Raw genomic sequence first — 16,593 nt, forward strand, 5'->3', positions numbered from 1 at the left:
CGCCCCATGCACCCAAGGCGACCAAGTTCGACGGCTTTTGCTCGCCCTCTGCCGATGCCTCATCGGATGTCGCCACACCAGTTGGCGTATCGACCAAGGCTCCCGCAATCGCAGACGTTTTGGTTCCCGCACCCTGCCCCACCACCAGGTCTCCGCCCAGCGTGCCCAGCCCTCCCCCGCCAGGCGGCTTGCCGGACTTGATGGCTGTCGGCGCCGCCATCGCCGCAGGCTTTGCAGCGCCGTCGGCCGCTGCCAGTTTGGGTGCGGACGACGCCAGCACGCCCAGCGGCGCGGATGGCGTTAGCTGCGGCGGGGACATGTCTGCGGGCGCGGATGGCTTTGGAGGCTGGGTGGAATCCGAGCCGCGACTGTCCGTCAACGCATGCTTAGCCACAGCCGGCGCATCGGATCGCGATATCTGCGAGATCGAACTTGTAGCGAGCTGCGCCAACTCGAGCGGCGCAGCACCCTGCTCCTTCTCGATCAACGCCAGCGGCACAAAACTGCCCGGGTAATACACATACTCCCGCACCCGCTCATGCAGCTTGGCAAGCTTCTCCTTGCGGCGCTTGGCCTCGATCAAGTCGGCCACATTCCCCACCCACACCGGCGCCGCGTCCGGCGCGTCATGGGCCTGTTTGACCTCGCCCAGCAGCGCGTCCCCGTCCCAGTAGAACCACGTGGTGTGGGTCGGGTTGCGCTTGAACACGCGCCGGCCCAGCGGGTCGTAGCCGTAGTGGGTGGCCTGCCCGGCCTTGCGGCTTTCGGCCAGGCGGTGGTTGGCGTCCCAGAGCAGTTCCAGGTCGTCCGGTTCCGGGCCGTTGGGGCTGCCCTTGCGGATCAGGTCGCCGGCGCGGTCGAACACGTAGTGCACGCCGTCGTAGCTGCCCTCGCGGGTCCACTGCACCTGTTGGTCGTCGTCGCCGCCGGCCACCTTGCGCAGCTGCACTTGCTGCACGCGCGTGGCCAGGCGGTCGCCGGCCGGGTCGTTGAAGAAGCGCTCGATGCGGCCCTTCGGGTCGGTGTGCTGCAGCAGCCGGCCCAGGACGTCGTAGCGGTATTCGTCCACGCCCTGCACGCTGTCGCGGCGGTGGGTCAGGTTGCCGGCGCGGTCGTAGTCGTACGTGGTCTCGAACAGGGGCACGGCGTCCTTGAGCACCGACTGCGCGGTCAGCAGACTGCGCCCGTCGTACTGGAACTGGCGCTGCACGTGCGCGCTGAGCTGCTCGCGCGTGGCGCGGCCCAGCGCATCGCGCTCGATGGCGATCGGCGCGTCGTCGTTGATCGCCACCTCGACCACCTGGTCGCGCAGGTCGTAGGCGAACGCGATGCGGTTGCCGGCCGAGGTCTCGCGCAGCACGCGGTTGCCCACGGCGTCGTAGCCGTAGCCGACGCGGAACCCGTCCTGCACTTCTTCCAACACCTGCCCCAGCGCGTCGAACCTGCGCGTGGCGGTGCGATGCCGGTTGCGCAGTTCCACCAGCTGCCCGCGCGCGTCGTAGGCGAACTGCTCCTGCACCTGCTGGCCCGGCGTGCGCACGTCCGGCAAGGTCTTCCTGACGATGCGCCCGAGCGCGTCGGTGGCGAAGCCGATGCGCTGGCCCAGCGGGTCGATCGTGGCGGTCAGCCGCCCGCAGGCGTCGTACTGGTAGTGCCGCGACTGGCCCCAGTAGTCCGTCTCCTCGACGATGCGGCCCAGCGGATCGCGGCGCAGCCGGTATTCCTCGCCGCGCTGGTTGATCACTGCCACCAGCTGTTCTTCGCTGTCGTAGCGGTATTCCACCGCATGCCCGTCCGGCTGCACGCGCTTGCCGATCTGGCCGATGCCCACGTAGTGCAGCCGCGTCTGCGCGCCGGCTTCGTCCACGTAGCCCACCAGCTGGTCCTCGGCGTCGTACGCGCACTGCACCTGCCCGCCGTCGGCCGAGCGGATGCGCAGCAGCCGGCCTTTGGCGTCGTAGTCGTAGTGCGTGGCCTGGCCCAGCGGATCGACCTGCCGATGCAGCCGCCCCAGCGCGTCGTGCTCGTAGCGGCTCTCGTGGCCCAGCGCGTCGCGCAGCCAGGCCAGCAGGCCGTAGCGGTCGTAGCCCAGCTCGGTCTGTGCGCCGCGCGGGTTGCGCTGCGCCACCAGCAAGCCCTGCGCGTCGTAGTCGTAATGCGTGGTGGCGCCCAGCGGATCGGTCTGCGTCTGCAGCAGCCCGCGCGCGTCGTGCGCCTGGTGCCAGGCGTAGCCGCCCGGGTCGGTGACCGACAGCAGCCGGTCGTCCTCGTCGTAGACCTGGTGCAGCGTGCTGCCGTCGGGACGGCGCAGGCGCAGCAGGTTGCCGCGCGCGTCGTAGTCGAATTCGGTACGCAGGCCTTCGGCGTCGGTGACCGCCACGGTGCGGCCGACCGCGTCGTACTCGAACACGGTGACCCCGTCCAACGCATCGATCTCGCACAGCGGCAGGCGGTTCTCGTCGAACTTCACCAGCGACACGTGGCCCAGCGAGTCGGTCACCTGGGTCTCGCGCAGCAACGCGTCGTAGGCGAAACGGTAGTCGTACAGGCCGCCATCGCCCCAGGCGTGCACCACCCGCCATTGCCCGTCGTAGGCGTAGTGGAACGACAGGCCCACGCGGTCGGTATGCCGGACCATGCGGTGCTGGCGGTACGCGAACGTGCGCGGCACCCCCAGCGCGTCCTCGGCGGCGACCAGATCGCCTTCCACATAGCGATAGGTCACCAGCGGATGGGTCAGGCCGGTCGCCGGATCGTGCAGTTGCAGGCGGTCGATGCGGCCGTGCCGCGACTGCACCTCGATGAAGCGGCCCTGCAGGCCGTCCACGCCGCGTTCGACGATGCGCACCAGGTGGCCGTCGCCGCGCTCGAAGCGCCAATGGTTGCCGCAGGCGTCCTCGACCTGCGCGATCGGCAGCGTCCGCGCGCGCGGCAGCACCCCGACGCCGGCCGCCGGCGCATCGCCGAAGCGATAGCGCAGGTCGGACTTGGTCCGCACCAGCAGGTCGGTGCCCTCGCGCAGCAGCCGCGCGCCGTCGACGAACTCGACGACCGGGACGCCGTCGGCGTCCGGCAGCTGCGGGAACACGGCCACGCTGTGGCCGTCGTGGAACAGCACCACGCCGTCGGCGTCGATCTCCAGGCGGATGTCGGCCGGCGTCTGCCAGCCGTGGCCGCAGGCGCCGGCCTCCTCCCCGCGCGCCGAGCCGTAGCCGCGCGACCATGCCAGCGGCAGCCGACCGGGGATCGCGAAGTCCTCGTGCTGCACCGACACGCTGCCGTCGCGGATGTCCACCGGCTCGGCGCGCAGCACCTTGCACTTGAGGAAGCCCGAATCCATGTGCTTGAACACACGCTGCCGCAGGCCCTTGAACGCCTTCGCCGCGCGCGCGCCCAGCGTGGAGCGGCGCAGCGCGCCCAGCGCGGCGAAGCCGGCATGCAACCCCAGCGTCATCCACGACACGGTCAGTGGCCCGCCGACTTGCACGTTGGTCGGGATGGCGACATTGATGCCGGTCGGCAGCCACAGCGAACGCAGCGGCTTCTTCAGTTTCTTGATCCGCAACGGCGGGATCAGCCCGGCCAGGTTGCAGTCCAGCACCGGCACCGCCAGCCGCGAGAACGGGTCGCCATCGGCCGACACCGTCTTGCTGCCCATGAAGATCTCTTCGCCGTCAAACTGCGGCCCCATCGGCAGGCTCAGCTGCGGCGCCCATCGGCGTGCACGGCACCTCTCCTGATCCGTTCTATCGCGAACGTAGCCGATACAGCGCCGCTCGCCAATCTCCATAACTCTCGCTTCACTGACTTGCTGGCTCGTCGAGCGCCGCAACAGGCAGGTAGCGCAAACTTCGCTGCGAAATGCGAGCGACCTTGGACCGCGCGACGAACGCTCGGACTTTGCCTGATCGCGCATCCAGGCGCCAGCGTTTTTACCCGAAAAACGCTATACCGGGCCTTAAAAATGAAACATCGAACAGCGGCGAACAACGGGGCAAGAGGAAATATCTAATTCAAGCGCATATTTCCTCCGGCCCCGTTATCGCCCCATCTTCGCGCTACAGCCAAAACCAGTTGGCATCCCCAAAAACCAGCAGCATCATCTACTCCAAGGAGCGTAGAAACTCCTCTAGTAGCGGCGCCCACCTCCGTCAAACCGGTGGGTTTTTTGTGCCTGTCCGCAGGCACACTCCGACGCGCTGTCTGCGTCGGGAGGGCGGTGAATACAACACCCTTCGGGGAAATAAGCCCGCCGGCTACTAGCGGTTTCTAACCTCCCGACATCCCGTCGCCCTTCGGCGCGGGTTCCTGTCTGCCAAGGAGGCTGTGCCATGCGTCAACCGCCACCCCGTAGCGCCCCTGCCCGCCCCGCGACTGCCCGCCCCGCGACTGCCCGCAAACGTGCAGCGCGCCAACCGCAGCCCACTGCCCCGCCCGAGCCGGTCGGTCACCTGCGTTACATCGAGCCACCGTGCACCCGATGATGTCGGTAGAAGAAGCCGCGGCCGCCATCGCCGCCGAACTGGCCCGCCCGCCACGCGCGCCGCGCCGCCCGCGCCCGCCCACGCAGTGCACGGTGGGCTATGGCTACTACCCCACCAGCCACCAGCACGTGCCCATGCTGCGTTTCCGCGGCCGCTGGCTGGAACAGCTGGGCTTCGCCATCGGCCAGACGCTGCGCGTGCAGGTGCGCGACGGCGAACTGGTGGTGAGCGTGGCCAGCAAGGACTGACGCGGCCATCGCCCACCACGCAAAGGAGGATCGCTGAGATGGCATCCAGCCACGTTGTCTTCGGCATCACACTCGACCAGGCCGATGCGCTCGACGGCCTGATCCGCACCCTCACCGCGCATGGCGACATCCTCGCCGCCGGCACGGCGCCCTATCTGGATCCCCGCACGCTCCCCGCGCTGGGAGAAGCCATCTACACCGCCGCCCGCGCGGCGCGCGGCATCCTGGACTAGGTGGGCGCGCAAACGCTCAAGGACATGACCGACCGGTAGGCGGTGAACAACGGGGTGAACAACGGGGTGAACAACGGGGTGAACAACGGGGTGAACAACGGGGTGAACAACGGGGTGAACAACGGGGTGAACAACGGGGTGAACAACGGGGTGAACAACGGGGTGAACAACGGGGTGAACAACGGGGTGAACAACGGGGCCAGAGGAAATATCCATTTAAAGCAAATATTTCCTCTGGCCCCGTTGTTGCAGTGTTCATGCGAGTCGGCGATGTTTTGCAGCGGCGACTTTTTACGTGCCTCTCGCTTCTTTCGGGCGCGCAAACAGCTACGTCAGATTGTTGGATACACCAGCTTCTCGTTGTTCTCCGCGTGATCGTCGGACCAGTAAAGTTTGATGACTTGTTTGCTTTTGGTCTCCATGTGCACCGCGGCAATGAGTTCAACGGACTGGTGTGGGTCCATTCGCTCTAAGGGGAACTTGGCTTCGATGTCAGAATCGATGAGGCAATCGTTTCCTTCCGGGAACTCGATGGACACATTGCGAGCAGCAGACTTGCCTTTGTTGAATATTTTTAGCCGATATTGATTGCTGCCAAGCTTGATGAAGTTTGCGCCCAAGTCGGCTCTTTTGGTATTACTTGCATCGCCGGCCTCTTTTTCGAGAAGAAGTTTATTCAATCGCTCCTGACTCTCTATCAGGCCTTTCTGTTTCTCGTTAAATTGGTAGGTCTTCCAGGCGGCGTAGGCGGACAGAAGGAAAGCAGCCACTGCGATGACATCGCCCGTGCTAAAAGAGGGCATCATTTAATCCTGAAGTACTTGCTTCCGCCGAACGCTTTTCGGAGCGAATCGTTCAGCTGCTTCTGGATATCTTTGGCGACCTCCTGTTTAATCTCTTTGACGTGCTCGTCGATATTTTCAGAGTTGGCTCGGTTGAGCTCGTCTTTTGGAATCTCAAGGCCACAGCTGGCACATTTGAAGAGAGCAGTTGCGGAGGCATAGGAATCGTCACTAGAAAACTGCGTCCCTCCGCAAGTTGGACAGAAGGGAGTGATCGAACGGTCGTATTTTCCGGCTTCAATTGGCATAGCTCACCTCAGATGATGTTGGTTTCAGGAGAATACTTAATTTCCCTTTAAAATCCCCCTCATTATCAATCATCATAAGCGTCGCCATAAGACTGGAATCCGTCCGCCAACCAATAATAGCGCTGCCCGGCACACTCAACAGATTTACGGAGAAACTCCGAAAAACTTCGAGCTATCACGGGGCAGGAACCGGCAACACCATGGCGATCCCAGAAGCTGTCGTAACACCACCCCAGTCTTTCAGCTCCGGTGTCCAACGACACATATTCATCGGAACGCCCTGTAGCGACTATAACCCAAGAGTCAGTTATATCCCCCAAATTAATTTCTCCAACTATAACCTCATTGGATAGATGCAGTTCATTAGGTGCAGACACAGCCAGTGGGTATTCAGCATGAGTGAAAAGTTCCACACCACCGCATACTTCATAAAAAGATTTAAGGTCTGCTGGAAGATGACTTGAGATCTCAGCCTCGCGCGCGACAGGAAGCACGATGCAGTCGCGCCTGGAGCTGATTAACTCGATTAGATCGGAAATTTCGCTCACTTCCTGCAGCCCCTCTTCAAATATTTGTTAAATTCTCGATAGTAATTTTTTCGAGCGGCTTTCGGAACACCGGCTTCGTTGAACATCTTTTCACTTATCCTATAGATCTCAGGCTTAGAAATAGTGCTCCAGTCGACCTTACCCCCGACACGCCTGCCAGTTCTATCTTCCAACCAGTCACGATACGCTTTCTTTGTTGCGCCGTGCTCGGCTTTGGTAAGAGCTATAGTTGGGTTATGAGATGCCCTTGATATATAACCAGGAACATTATTCGCTGCCCAGACATCCAATATCCCATGATGCATCTCCAATCCAGGCTGCTTTATTCCGTATCCAACTATGTCATACGCAGCAACCGGGCTTAACCCACAAGGGTCAATGTACAATATAGGGTTAACACCATACGCATACAAAGATATTCCGCCATCCAAACGGATAGGATCGAGACAAACGTACGACCCAAGCACACTATCATAATACCTATATCTATTGTAACTTAATCCAGTCTCGACATCATAGTACTGCCCCTGAAATCTTATAAAGCTTTCAAATTCACCAGTACTTTTAAATCCAGCCCAACATGATGACTTCCAGTCAAGACACCACACTAATTCTCCGGCGCTCGAAATTAAGCGCTGCGGGCACCCATTAGGATCGACCTGATAATGAAAGACAGCCCTCACTCGTTCATTAACTACAATCCCTGCAAGTCTTTGCTCGTCTACCGTCATGGAGGCGCCATGCTTTTCCACCCAATATACTGAAGCATCCTGAGGCGAAACAGCTTCCACCTCGTCATTTCCGAGGTCCGTCTCAACATTGTCCTTCAGCAAACTCGCTTCCGGATTTTCACTTCTCCGTCCACCTGCTCCGCCAGAAATTTCACCATTTCCTGAAGGCACCCCGCCCGCACCACCGAGAATCGTTCCGCCCAGCGAACCTAATACATTGCCGCGCGAGCCCTCGCGTGGCAGGTCAAGGGACTCGCTCGTTTCAGATTGCCTTAGGTTTAAAAAAGGCGACCGAGTGGCACCAATAGTCCCCCCTAGATTCTTTAGACTTCTCGATTCATCCGATAGCCCCCGCGAAACATCAATCGGCATTTCGCGAAGATACCCACGTGAAACTGGAGCTTCCGCGTCGACCAAAGCTAACGGTACAAAAGTACCCGGGTAATACACGTACTCCCGCGTGCGCTCATGCAGCTTGGCAAGCTTCTCCTTGCGGCGCTTGGCCTCGATCAGGTTGGCGACGTTGTCCACCCATACCGGCGCCGCGTCCGGCGCGTCATGGGCCTGCTTGACCTCGCCCAGCAGCGCGTCCCCGTCCCAGTAGAACCACGTGGTGTGGGTCGGGTTGCGCTTGAACACGCGCCGGCCCAGCGGGTCGTAGCCGTAGTGGGTGGCTTGGCCTGCCTTGCGGCTTTCGGCCAGGCGGTGGTTGGCGTCCCAGAGCAGTTCCAGGTCGTCGGGTTCCGGGCCGGTCGGGCTGCCCTTGCGGATCAGGTCGCCGGCGCGGTCGAACACGTAGTGCACGCCGTCGTAGCTGCCTTCGCGGGTCCACTGCACCTGCTGGTCGTCGTCGCCGCCGGCCACCTTGCGCAGCTGCACCTGCTGCACGCGCGTGGCCAGGCGGTCGCCGGCCGGGTCGTTGAAGAAGCGCTCGATGCGGCCCTTCGGGTCGGTGTGCTGCAGCAGCCGGCCCAGCACGTCGTAGCGGTATTCGTCCACGCCCTGCACGCTGTCGCGGCGGTGGGTCAGGTTGCCGGCGCGGTCGTAGTCGTAGGTGGTCTCGAACAGGGGCACGGCGTCCTTGAGCACCGACTGCGCGGTCAGCAGGCTGCGGCCGTCGTACTGGAACTGGCGCTGCACGTGCGCGCTGAGCTGCTCGCGGGTGGTGCGCCCCAGCGCATCGCGCTCGATGGCGATCGGCGCGTCGTCGTTGATCGCCACTTCGACCACCTGGTCGCGCAGGTCGTAGCCGAACGCGATCCGGTTGCCGGCGGAGGTCTCGCGCAGCACGCGGTTGCCCACGGCGTCGTAGCCGTAGCCGACGCGGAACCCGTCCTGCACTTCTTCCAGCACCTGCCCCAGCGCGTCGAACCTGCGCGTGGCGGTGCGATGCCGATTGCGCAGCTCCACCAACTGGCCGCGCGCGTCGTAGGCGAACTGCTCCTGCACCTGCTGGCCCGGCGCGCGCACGTCCGGCAAGGTCTTCTTGACGATGCGCCCGAGCGGGTCGGTGGCGAAGCCGATGCGCTGGCCCAGCGGGTCGATCGTCGCGGTCAGGCGGCCGCAGGCGTCGTACTGGTAGTGCCGCGACTGGCCCCAGTAGTCGGTCTCCTCGACGATGCGGCCCAGCGGATCGCGGCGCAGCCGGTACGCCTCGCCGCGCTGGTTGATCACCGCCACCAGCTGCTCTTCGCTGTCGTAGCGGTATTCCACCGTGTGCCCATCCGGCTGCACGCGCTTGCCGATCTGACCGATGCCCACGTAGTGCAGCCGCGTCTGCGCGCCGGCTTCGTCCACGTAGCGCACCAACTGGTCCTCGGCGTCGTACGCGCACTGCACCTGCCCGCCGTCGGCCGAGCGCACGCGCAGCAGCCGGCCCTTGGCGTCGTAGTCGTAGTGCGTGGCCTGGCCCAGCGGATCGACCTGCCGATGCAGCCGCCCCAGCGCGTCGTACTCGTAGCGGCTCTCGTGGCCCAGCGCGTCGCGCAGCCAGGCCAGCAGGCCGTAGCGGTCGTAGCCCAGCTCGGTCTGCGCGCCGCGCGGGTTGCGCTGCGCCACCAGCAGGCCCTGCGCATCGTAGTCGTAGTGCGTGGTGGCGCCCAGCGGATCGGTCTGCGACTGCAGCAGCCCGCGCGCGTCGTGCACCTGGTGCCAGGCGTGGCCGCCCGGGTCGGTGACCGACAGCAGCCGGTCGTCCTCGTCGTAGACCTGGTGCAGCGTGCTGCCGTCGGGACGGCGCAGGCGCAGCAGGTTGCCGCGCGCGTCGTAGTCGATTCGATGAGGCGACAGCAATACGCGTAGATCGCTGTCGCTATAGCCCATGACCGCCGCACTGCTAGATACTGAGTTCGCCACGGCATTTCGAAGCACTTGTCATCCCATCATTATTCAAGGGTAAGCACTTGCATATCCTTGTCCAAAACCGCTGACATATGGGGAAGACCATTAGATGTCTTTAAGACAAAATCATAGCCACATGATTCAACTATCCCACCAAACACCTTCCGGTACCCCAATATGTCAACCTCATAAATTCCCGATGGAATATCAAGATCAAACCAGCCTTCGTTTGGATACCACTCCAGCAATACAGCCAAGTCTGCAATTACCAGCCTGCTAGACACCTGGAGCGGAAATCCGCCGTTTTCTTTTAAATGTCTCACATCCCACATTGTGGGTTCATTCGTCGCACGGACACAAACATCGTATAGCCCATCATTTATCCCAAGAAGCGGGACTATTATTCCACGGCGTATTACCTCATCACCTTTTTCTGTGGCAGTGAAGTCGCCCCAGAGATTATGACCCTCTTCAAGCCCTCCATAATAATTCGACAAAAGGTCCGGATCGAACAGGACCATCCCATTAAAATCTACAGTTAACTTAAAGCAGTTCATTGAGTATCCTTAGCATCCACTTCTAGCTTTATTAAACCATTCCTTGAGCTTTTCAAACGCCTGAGATGGTGTGACATCGCGCGCCAAGATTTCGCCCGTGGCAGGTATTCTCAAGTCCCCCCTAATATGTCCAACATTCGCTAGCCCCCGTCCAGAGGCGTCGATTAACTCATCACCAGTCCCGCTCCAGGATCCCTGAAGCCTTCCAACATGAGGCCGCTGCGCTCTGTGAATAGCTTCATGAGCGCCTGATTGATAGGGTTCATTAAAAAAGAAAGTAGGAGTATTGCGGTTGGTGCCAAGATATGTCCCAACGTCCCCACCAACTGATCTAGCTAAGCTCTGAGGCACCAAATGATGCCCAACATTCGTAGGGTTCGGCCACGGCATTAATCCAAGCGGATCGGCATTCGCGATAGGGTTCCACCCGTACCCATATATATTAACTCCACCCAACTGACCCATCGGATCCTGGCTTATATACGAACCCAAGTCTTGAGCATAGTAACGATATCGATTATATGCCAATCCACTTTCAAAATCGAAATACTGGCCTTGAAACCTCACATTGTTTTCAATCAAACCAACCAACAATTCACGCACGCCTCCCCAGGCATTATAAGCAGCACCCCATACAGTCGTACCGCCTGTATCAATCAACTTTACCGGACATCCATTAGGATCAACACAATACTGGTAGGAGATCGAGCACCACTCAGCACCAGCAACTGCATCTTGGCTTGTTATTATTGATTCAGAGAATGAGAGTGGACTAATCGAATCAATCGCAAATGGAGATGCCGAGGCCTTTGTAATTGTGACACTTTGATCCGAATTGCCAGGTGGCAACCCCCGGAAAGTACCTAGCGCACCTATGGACCCTTGCTCCTTAGCCTCACGGTTGCCTCCAACTTTCGCTGTTGTGGACTCCCGCAGCAGCACGCTACCGCCAAGTACGCCGAGCGGTCTTGACGGCATCATCACCGGCTGTTTTTGTGACGATGTAGTTGTAGGGGGAAGTGGCAAAGAATGATCGACCGGTACTGCGGCATTGGGCTTTGCCGGGACCGCCAGCGCTGTGTTCTCCGGGATCGCTGCCGATACTGCACCCATTCCCCCTCGGACCGACCGCAATTCTTTCTCGATCAAAGCCAGCGGCATGAAGGTGTCGGGATAATAAACGTACTCGCGCGTACGCTCGTGCAGCTTCGCGAGTTTTTCCTTGCGACGCTTGGCTTCGATCAAGTCAGCCACATTCCCCACCCACACCCGCGCTGCGTCCGGTTCGTCGTGGGCCTGCTTCACTTCGCCCAGCAGCGCGTCGCCGTCCCAGTAGAACCAGGTGGTGTGGGTCTGGTTGCGCTTGAACACGCGCCGGCCCAGCGGGTCGTAGCCGTAGTGGGTGGCCTGACCGGCCTTGCGGCTTTCGGCCAGGCGGTGGTTGGCGTCCCAAAGCAGTTCCAGGTCGTCGGGTTGCGGGCCGGTCGGGCTGCCCTTGCGGATCAGGTCGCCGGCGCGGTCGAACACGTAGTGCACGCCGGCGTAGCTGCCTTCCCGGGTCCACTGCACCTGCTGGTCGTCGTCGCCGCCGGCCACCTTGCGCAGCTGCACCTGCTGCACGCGCGTGGCCAGGCGGTCGCCGGCCGGGTCGTTGAAGAAGCGCTCGATCCTGCCTTTGGGATCGGTGTGCTGCAGCAGCCGGCCCAGCACGTCGTAGCGGTATTCGTCCACGCCCTGCACGCTGTCGCGGCGGTGGGTCAGGTTGCCGGCGCGGTCGTAGTCGTAGGTGGTCTCGAACAGGGGCACGGCGTCCTTGAGCACCGACTGCGCGGTCAGCAGGCTGCGGCCGTCGTACTGGAACTGGCGCTGCACGTGCGCGCTGAGCTGCTCGCGGGTGGTGCGCCCCAGCGCATCGCGCTCGATGGCGATCGGCGCGTCGTCGTTGATCGCCACTTCGACCACCTGGTCGCGCAGGTCGTAGCCGAACGCGATACGGTTGCCCGCCGAGGTCTCGCGCAGCACGCGGTTGCCCACGGCGTCGTAGCCGTAGCCGACGCGGAACCCGTCCTGCACTTCTTCCAGCAACTGCCCCAGCGCATCGAACCTGCGCGTGGCGGTGCGATGCCGGTTGCGCAGTTCCACCAGCTGCCCGCGCGCGTCGTAGGCGAACTGCTCCTGCACCTGCTGGCCCGGCGCGCGCACGTCCGGCAAGGTCTTCTTGACGATGCGCCCGAGCGGGTCGGTGGCGAAGCCGATGCGCTGGCCCAGCGGGTCGATCGTCGCGGTCAGGCGGCCGCAGGCGTCGTACTGGTAGTGCCGCGACTGGCCCCAGTAGTCCGTCTCCTCGACGATGCGGCCCAGCGCGTCGCGCTTGAGTTCGTAGCGTTCGCCGCGCTGGTTGATCACCGCCACCAGCTGCTCTTCGCTGTCGTAGCGGTATTCCACCGTATGCCCGTCCGGCTGCACGCGCTTGCCGATCTGGCCGATGCCCACGTAGTGCAGCCGGGTCTGCGCCCCGGCTTCGTCCACGTAGCGCACCAGCTGGCCCTCGGCGTCGTAATCGCACTGCACCTGCCCGCCGTCGGCCGAGCGGATGCGCAGCAGCCGGCCCTTGGCGTCGTAGTCGTAGTGCGTGGCCTGGCCCAGCGGATCGATCTGCCGGTGCAGCCGCCCCAGCGCGTCGTGCGCGTAGCGGCTCTCGTGGCCCAGCGCGTCGCGCAGCGACGCCAGCAGGCCGTAGCGGTCGTAGCCCAGCGCGGTCTGCGCGCCGCGCGGGTTGCGCTGCGCCACCAGCAGGCCCTGCGCATCGTAGTCGTAGTGCGTGGTGGCGCCCAGCGGATCGGTCTGCGACTGCAGCAGCCCGCGCGCGTCGTGCACCTGGTGCCAGGCGTGGCCGCCCGGGTCGGTGACCGACAGCAGCCGGTCGTCCTCGTCGTAGACCTGGTGCAGCGTGCTGCCGTCGGGACGGCGCAGGCGCAGCAGGTTGCCGCGCGCGTCGTAGTCGAATTCGGTACGCAGGCCTTCGGCGTCGGTGACCGCCACGGTGCGGCCGACCGCGTCGTAGGCGAACACGGTGACGCCATCCAGCGCATCGATCTCGCACAGCGGCAGGCGGTGCTCGTCGAACTTCACCAGCGACACGTGGCCGAGCGAATCGGTCACCTGGGTCTCGCGCAGCAGGGCGTCGTAGGCGAACCGGTAGTCGTACAGGCCGCCATCGCCCCAGGCGTGCACCACCCGCCACTGCGCGTCGTAGGCGTAGTGGAACGACAGGCCGACGCGATCGGTATGCCGGACCATGCGGTGCTGGCGGTACGCGAACGTGCGCGGCACCCCCAGCGCGTCCTCGGCGGCGACCAGATCGCCTTCCACATAGCGATAGGCCACCAGCGGATGGGTCAGGCCGGTGGCCGGATCGTGCAGTTGCAGGCGGTCGATGCGGCCGTGCCGCGACTGCACCTCGATGAAGCGGCCCTGCAGGCCGTCCACGCCACGTTCGACGATGCGCACCAGGTGGCCGTCGCCGCGCTCGAAGCGCCAATGGTTGCCGCAGGCGTCCTCGACCTGCGCGATCGGCAAGGTTTGCGCGCGCGGCAGCACCCCGACACCGGCCGCCGGCGCATCGCCGAAGCGGTAGCGCAGATCGGACTTGGTCCGCACCAGCAGGTCGGCGCCCTCGCGCAGCAGCCGCGCGCCGTCGACGAACTCGAACACCGGCGCGCCGTCGGCGTCCGGCAGCTGCGGGAACACGGCCACGCTGTGGCCGTCGTGGAACAGCACCACGCCGTCGGCGTCGATCTCCAGGCGGATGTCGGCCGGCGTCTGCCAGCCGTGGCCGCAGGCCCCGGCCTCCTCGCCGCGCGCCGAGCCGTAGCCGCGCGACCATGCCAGCGGCAGCCGACCGGGGATCGCGAAGTCCTCGTGCTGCACCGACACGCTGCCGTCGCGGATGTCCACCGGCTCGGCGCGCAGCACCTTGCACTTGAGGAAGCCCGAATCCATGTGCTTGAACACACGCTGCCGCAGGCCCTTGAACGCCTCCGCCGCCCGCACGCCCAGCTTGGAGCGGCGCAGCGCGCCCAGCGCGGCGAAGCCGGCATGCAACCCCAGCGTCATCCACGACACGGTCAGTGGCCCGCCCACTTGCACGTTGCTCGGGATGGCCACATTGATGCCGGTCGGCAGCAACAGCGAACGCAGCGGCTTCTTGGGCTTCTTGAACCGGAACGGCGGGATCAGCCCGGCGAGATTGCAATCCAGCACCGGCACCGCCAGCCGCGAGAACGGGTCGCCATCGGCGGTGACCGTCTTGCTGCCCATGAAGATCTCTTCGCCATCGAACTGCGGCCCCATCGGCAGGGCCAGCTCCGGCGCCCACACGCCCAGCGGAATATGGATGTCCAGCCCGCCGGTGCCGGCGGTGGCGCGCTTGACCCCGTTGACGGTGACCGTGGCGCCGAGGAACGGCAGGTAGTCGAACGGGTCCAGCACGATGCCGATATGCGGCGTGGGCAGCGGACACGGCGGCACCCCATACATGTGGATGTCGATGCCCAACTGCGGATCGAAATGCTTGGCGGCGGTGCTCATCGCTACGCTCCTTCGTCGCTACAGGGCACGGGCCAATGCGCGCAGGAACGCGCGCACGTCGTCGCGATGCTCCACGCCCAGCCACGCCACCGCGCCCATGCCGATCACCACGAACACGGCCAACACGGCCAGTTTGCGCGCGCTCATGCGGTGGCCTCGGTCAGTCCGGAACGTCCCGGCGCCTGCGTATCGCGCGTGGTGGTGGCGGAACCGGTCAGGGCGGACGGATCGGGCAGCGGCTGCGTCGCCGGCGGCTCGGTCCAGGCGGGGATCTCGTTGTCCAGCGGATGGCGGATGTCCGGCAGCCCGTTCCAGGTCGGATGCAGGAAGTCGCGCCCCACCGCCACCACCTTGCGGAAGAACGCGTCGCCGCCCTGGATCAGGCGTTCGCGCTCCTGCGCGACGCGATGGAAGGCCTGTTCGAAACCGGCATGCAGCGCGGCCTCGATGCGATCCAGTTGCGCGCTGTGCGGGCGCGGCCCGAGCTGCGCGGCCTGCGCCTCGGCCTGCGCGTGCAGCGCGGCCACCGCCTGCAGATACGACGCGGCGCACTGGTCCAGCTTCTGCGCGCGCGGCCTGTCCTGTAGCAGCAGCAGATCCTGCAGCGTTTGCGGCAAGGTGGTGGTGCGGCGGTCCGCGGGCGGCAACGGCTTGGCCGCACGGATCGCCTCCAGCCCATGCGCGCGCGCGGCCTCGCGTTGGCCGTCCTGGGCCAGGCAGAACGCGGCCATGCGATAGGCTTCGATCACGAACATCGGGTTGGGGATCTCGGCGGCGGCCTTGGCCGCGGCGACGTAGGTTTCGGCGGCACGGCCGGGCTGGCCGGCGACGAACCAGGTGCCGGCCTCACCGTACCAGCTCTGCATCACCAGGTCGCGCGCGGCCGGGTGCTGCATGGCCAGGGCCTGCAGGCCGCACTCGCGCGCCTGCCGATAGCTGGCGATGGCCTGCGGATACTGTTTTTCCTTCAGCCAGCCGCCGGCCAGCATCATGTTCAGCACCACCTGCTGGTCGGGCCAACCGTGCCGCTGCGCCAGCGCCAATGGCCGCTCGACGCGCTGCGCCAGTTGCGTCGCGCTGCCGCGCTCCAGCACCGTCATCAGGTCGCTGAGCATCTGCCGGTAGGCCACCGCAGGCCCCGCGCCGCCCGACTGCGCCGCGGTTTCGCGCGCGATGTCGAACATGTCCAGCGGCGGTTCGATGCGCGTGGCGATCGCCGCATGCCGCTCCAGCAACGGCTGCCAGCGCGGATCCTCGTGGGTGTCGACCAGCACCAGGCGCAGCGCCGGCGACGGCGCCGCCGCCAGCGCCGCGTCCATCCAGCGCGCGAATGCATCGCCAGAGGTGGTCCGCTCCGGTTCCAACACCACCGCCAGATAGCGCAGATGCACCTGGTGGTAGGCGGCGAAGGAATCCAGAACCTCGACCACGCCCAGCGCGCTGTCCGGTTGCGAGGGTCCCGGGCCGGGCCAGCCCAGTTCCACGCCCTGCTCGCGCAGCGCGCTCTGGCTGCCGAGGTAGCTGGCGTGCAGCGCCTGCTTCAGCGCGCGGCTGTAGCCGAAGCCCGTGTCGAACGGCGTATCCAGGCGCAGGAAGTAATCCGGCGCGTTCCAGTCGCCGGGATGTTTCTGCGCCTCGAAGAAGGCGGCCAGCAGGCGCGCGGCGTTGGCCGGCACACGCCATACCAACAGGCGCAGCGCCGGGTCCTCGCTGGCCTGCATCCACGCATCGCCAAGCAGCTCGATACGTCGTTCGACCGGATTCTTGCTCAC

General features: G+C 64.2%; 10 protein-coding genes and 2 pseudogenes. 2 read left to right on the forward strand and 10 right to left on the reverse strand.

The features are described from left to right. Positions 1 to 43: 43 nt before the first annotated feature. Positions 44 to 3,715, reverse strand: a pseudogene (locus tag PD885_RS11965) (DUF6531 domain-containing protein); the annotation flags it as partial. Positions 3,716 to 4,480: 765 nt separating this feature from the next. Here PD885_RS11965 and PD885_RS11975 point away from each other — a divergent pair. Together PD885_RS11975 and PD885_RS11980 are read left to right on the forward strand one after the other, a co-directional pair. Further along, a complete protein-coding gene (locus tag PD885_RS11975; protein ID WP_002806258.1) occupies positions 4,481 to 4,732 on the forward strand; it encodes a SymE family type I addiction module toxin in 252 nt (83 codons plus the stop codon). Positions 4,733 to 4,770: 38 nt separating this feature from the next. Then, entirely contained in the window at positions 4,771 to 4,965 is a 195-nt protein-coding gene (locus tag PD885_RS11980; RefSeq protein WP_002806259.1) for a hypothetical protein, read from the forward strand. Here PD885_RS11980 and PD885_RS21430 read toward each other — a convergent pair. The 9 genes and pseudogenes from PD885_RS21430 to PD885_RS12020 form a co-directional block, all read right to left on the reverse strand. Further along, positions 4,962 to 5,159, reverse strand: coding sequence for a hypothetical protein (locus PD885_RS21430; protein WP_088056902.1), 198 nt, complete (start codon positions 5,157 to 5,159; stop codon positions 4,962 to 4,964). The two genes, PD885_RS11980 and PD885_RS21430, sit on opposite strands and share 4 nt — an antisense overlap. 138 nt (positions 5,160 to 5,297) lie before the next feature. Next, a complete protein-coding gene (locus PD885_RS11990; protein ID WP_040762551.1) occupies positions 5,298 to 5,771 on the reverse strand; it encodes a hypothetical protein in 474 nt (157 codons plus the stop codon). Then, positions 5,768 to 6,055: an ECs_2282 family putative zinc-binding protein gene (locus PD885_RS11995; RefSeq protein WP_002806298.1), complete on the reverse strand. Its 288-nt coding sequence runs from the start codon at positions 6,053 to 6,055 to the stop codon at positions 5,768 to 5,770. Before PD885_RS11995 ends, PD885_RS11990 begins: the two co-directional genes overlap by 4 nt. 65 nt (positions 6,056 to 6,120) lie before the next feature. After that, positions 6,121 to 6,603 (reverse strand): SMI1/KNR4 family protein, encoded by a 483-nt coding sequence (locus PD885_RS12000; RefSeq protein WP_002806302.1) that lies wholly within the window; start codon positions 6,601 to 6,603, stop codon positions 6,121 to 6,123. Beyond that, positions 6,600 to 9,611, reverse strand: a pseudogene (locus PD885_RS12005) (RHS repeat-associated core domain-containing protein); the annotation flags it as partial. The gene PD885_RS12000 and the pseudogene PD885_RS12005, both read right to left, overlap by 4 nt. Positions 9,612 to 9,718: 107 nt before the next feature. After that, positions 9,719 to 10,231 (reverse strand): hypothetical protein, encoded by a 513-nt coding sequence (locus PD885_RS12010; RefSeq protein ID WP_108862507.1) that lies wholly within the window; start codon positions 10,229 to 10,231, stop codon positions 9,719 to 9,721. Positions 10,232 to 10,240: 9 nt separating this feature from the next. After that, the gene (locus tag PD885_RS12015) at positions 10,241 to 14,821 is read right to left on the reverse strand and encodes an RHS repeat-associated core domain-containing protein (RefSeq protein ID WP_088056905.1); all 4,581 of its coding nucleotides are present in this window, start codon (positions 14,819 to 14,821) and stop codon (positions 10,241 to 10,243) included. 18 nt (positions 14,822 to 14,839) lie between these two features. Beyond that, positions 14,840 to 14,968 (reverse strand): hypothetical protein, encoded by a 129-nt coding sequence (locus tag PD885_RS22420; RefSeq protein ID WP_267896053.1) that lies wholly within the window; start codon positions 14,966 to 14,968, stop codon positions 14,840 to 14,842. Continuing rightward, complete coding sequence (locus tag PD885_RS12020; protein ID WP_088056906.1) at positions 14,965 to 16,593, reverse strand: hypothetical protein; 1,629 nt, start codon at positions 16,591 to 16,593, stop codon at positions 14,965 to 14,967. Before PD885_RS12020 ends, PD885_RS22420 begins: the two co-directional genes overlap by 4 nt.

The sequence above is a fragment of the Xanthomonas fragariae genome, from assembly GCF_900183975.1.
GTDB classification, from domain to species: domain Bacteria; phylum Pseudomonadota; class Gammaproteobacteria; order Xanthomonadales; family Xanthomonadaceae; genus Xanthomonas; species Xanthomonas fragariae.

What these genes read in the sequence shown, in the direction of transcription:
- PD885_RS11975 (WP_002806258.1), top strand. Translation starts at nt 4,481, where the DNA reads ATGATGTCGGTAGAAGAAGCCGCGGCCGCCATCGCCGCCGAACTGGCC.
- PD885_RS11980 (WP_002806259.1), top strand. Translation starts at nt 4,771, where the DNA reads ATGGCATCCAGCCACGTTGTCTTCGGCATCACACTCGACCAGGCCGAT.
- PD885_RS11990 (WP_040762551.1), bottom strand. Translation starts at nt 5,771, where the DNA reads ATGATGCCCTCTTTTAGCACGGGCGATGTCATCGCAGTGGCTGCTTTC.
- PD885_RS11995 (WP_002806298.1), bottom strand. Translation starts at nt 6,055, where the DNA reads ATGCCAATTGAAGCCGGAAAATACGACCGTTCGATCACTCCCTTCTGT.
- PD885_RS12010 (WP_108862507.1), bottom strand. Translation starts at nt 10,231, where the DNA reads ATGAACTGCTTTAAGTTAACTGTAGATTTTAATGGGATGGTCCTGTTC.
- PD885_RS12015 (WP_088056905.1), bottom strand. Translation starts at nt 14,821, where the DNA reads ATGAGCACCGCCGCCAAGCATTTCGATCCGCAGTTGGGCATCGACATC.
- PD885_RS22420 (WP_267896053.1), bottom strand. Translation starts at nt 14,968, where the DNA reads ATGAGCGCGCGCAAACTGGCCGTGTTGGCCGTGTTCGTGGTGATCGGC.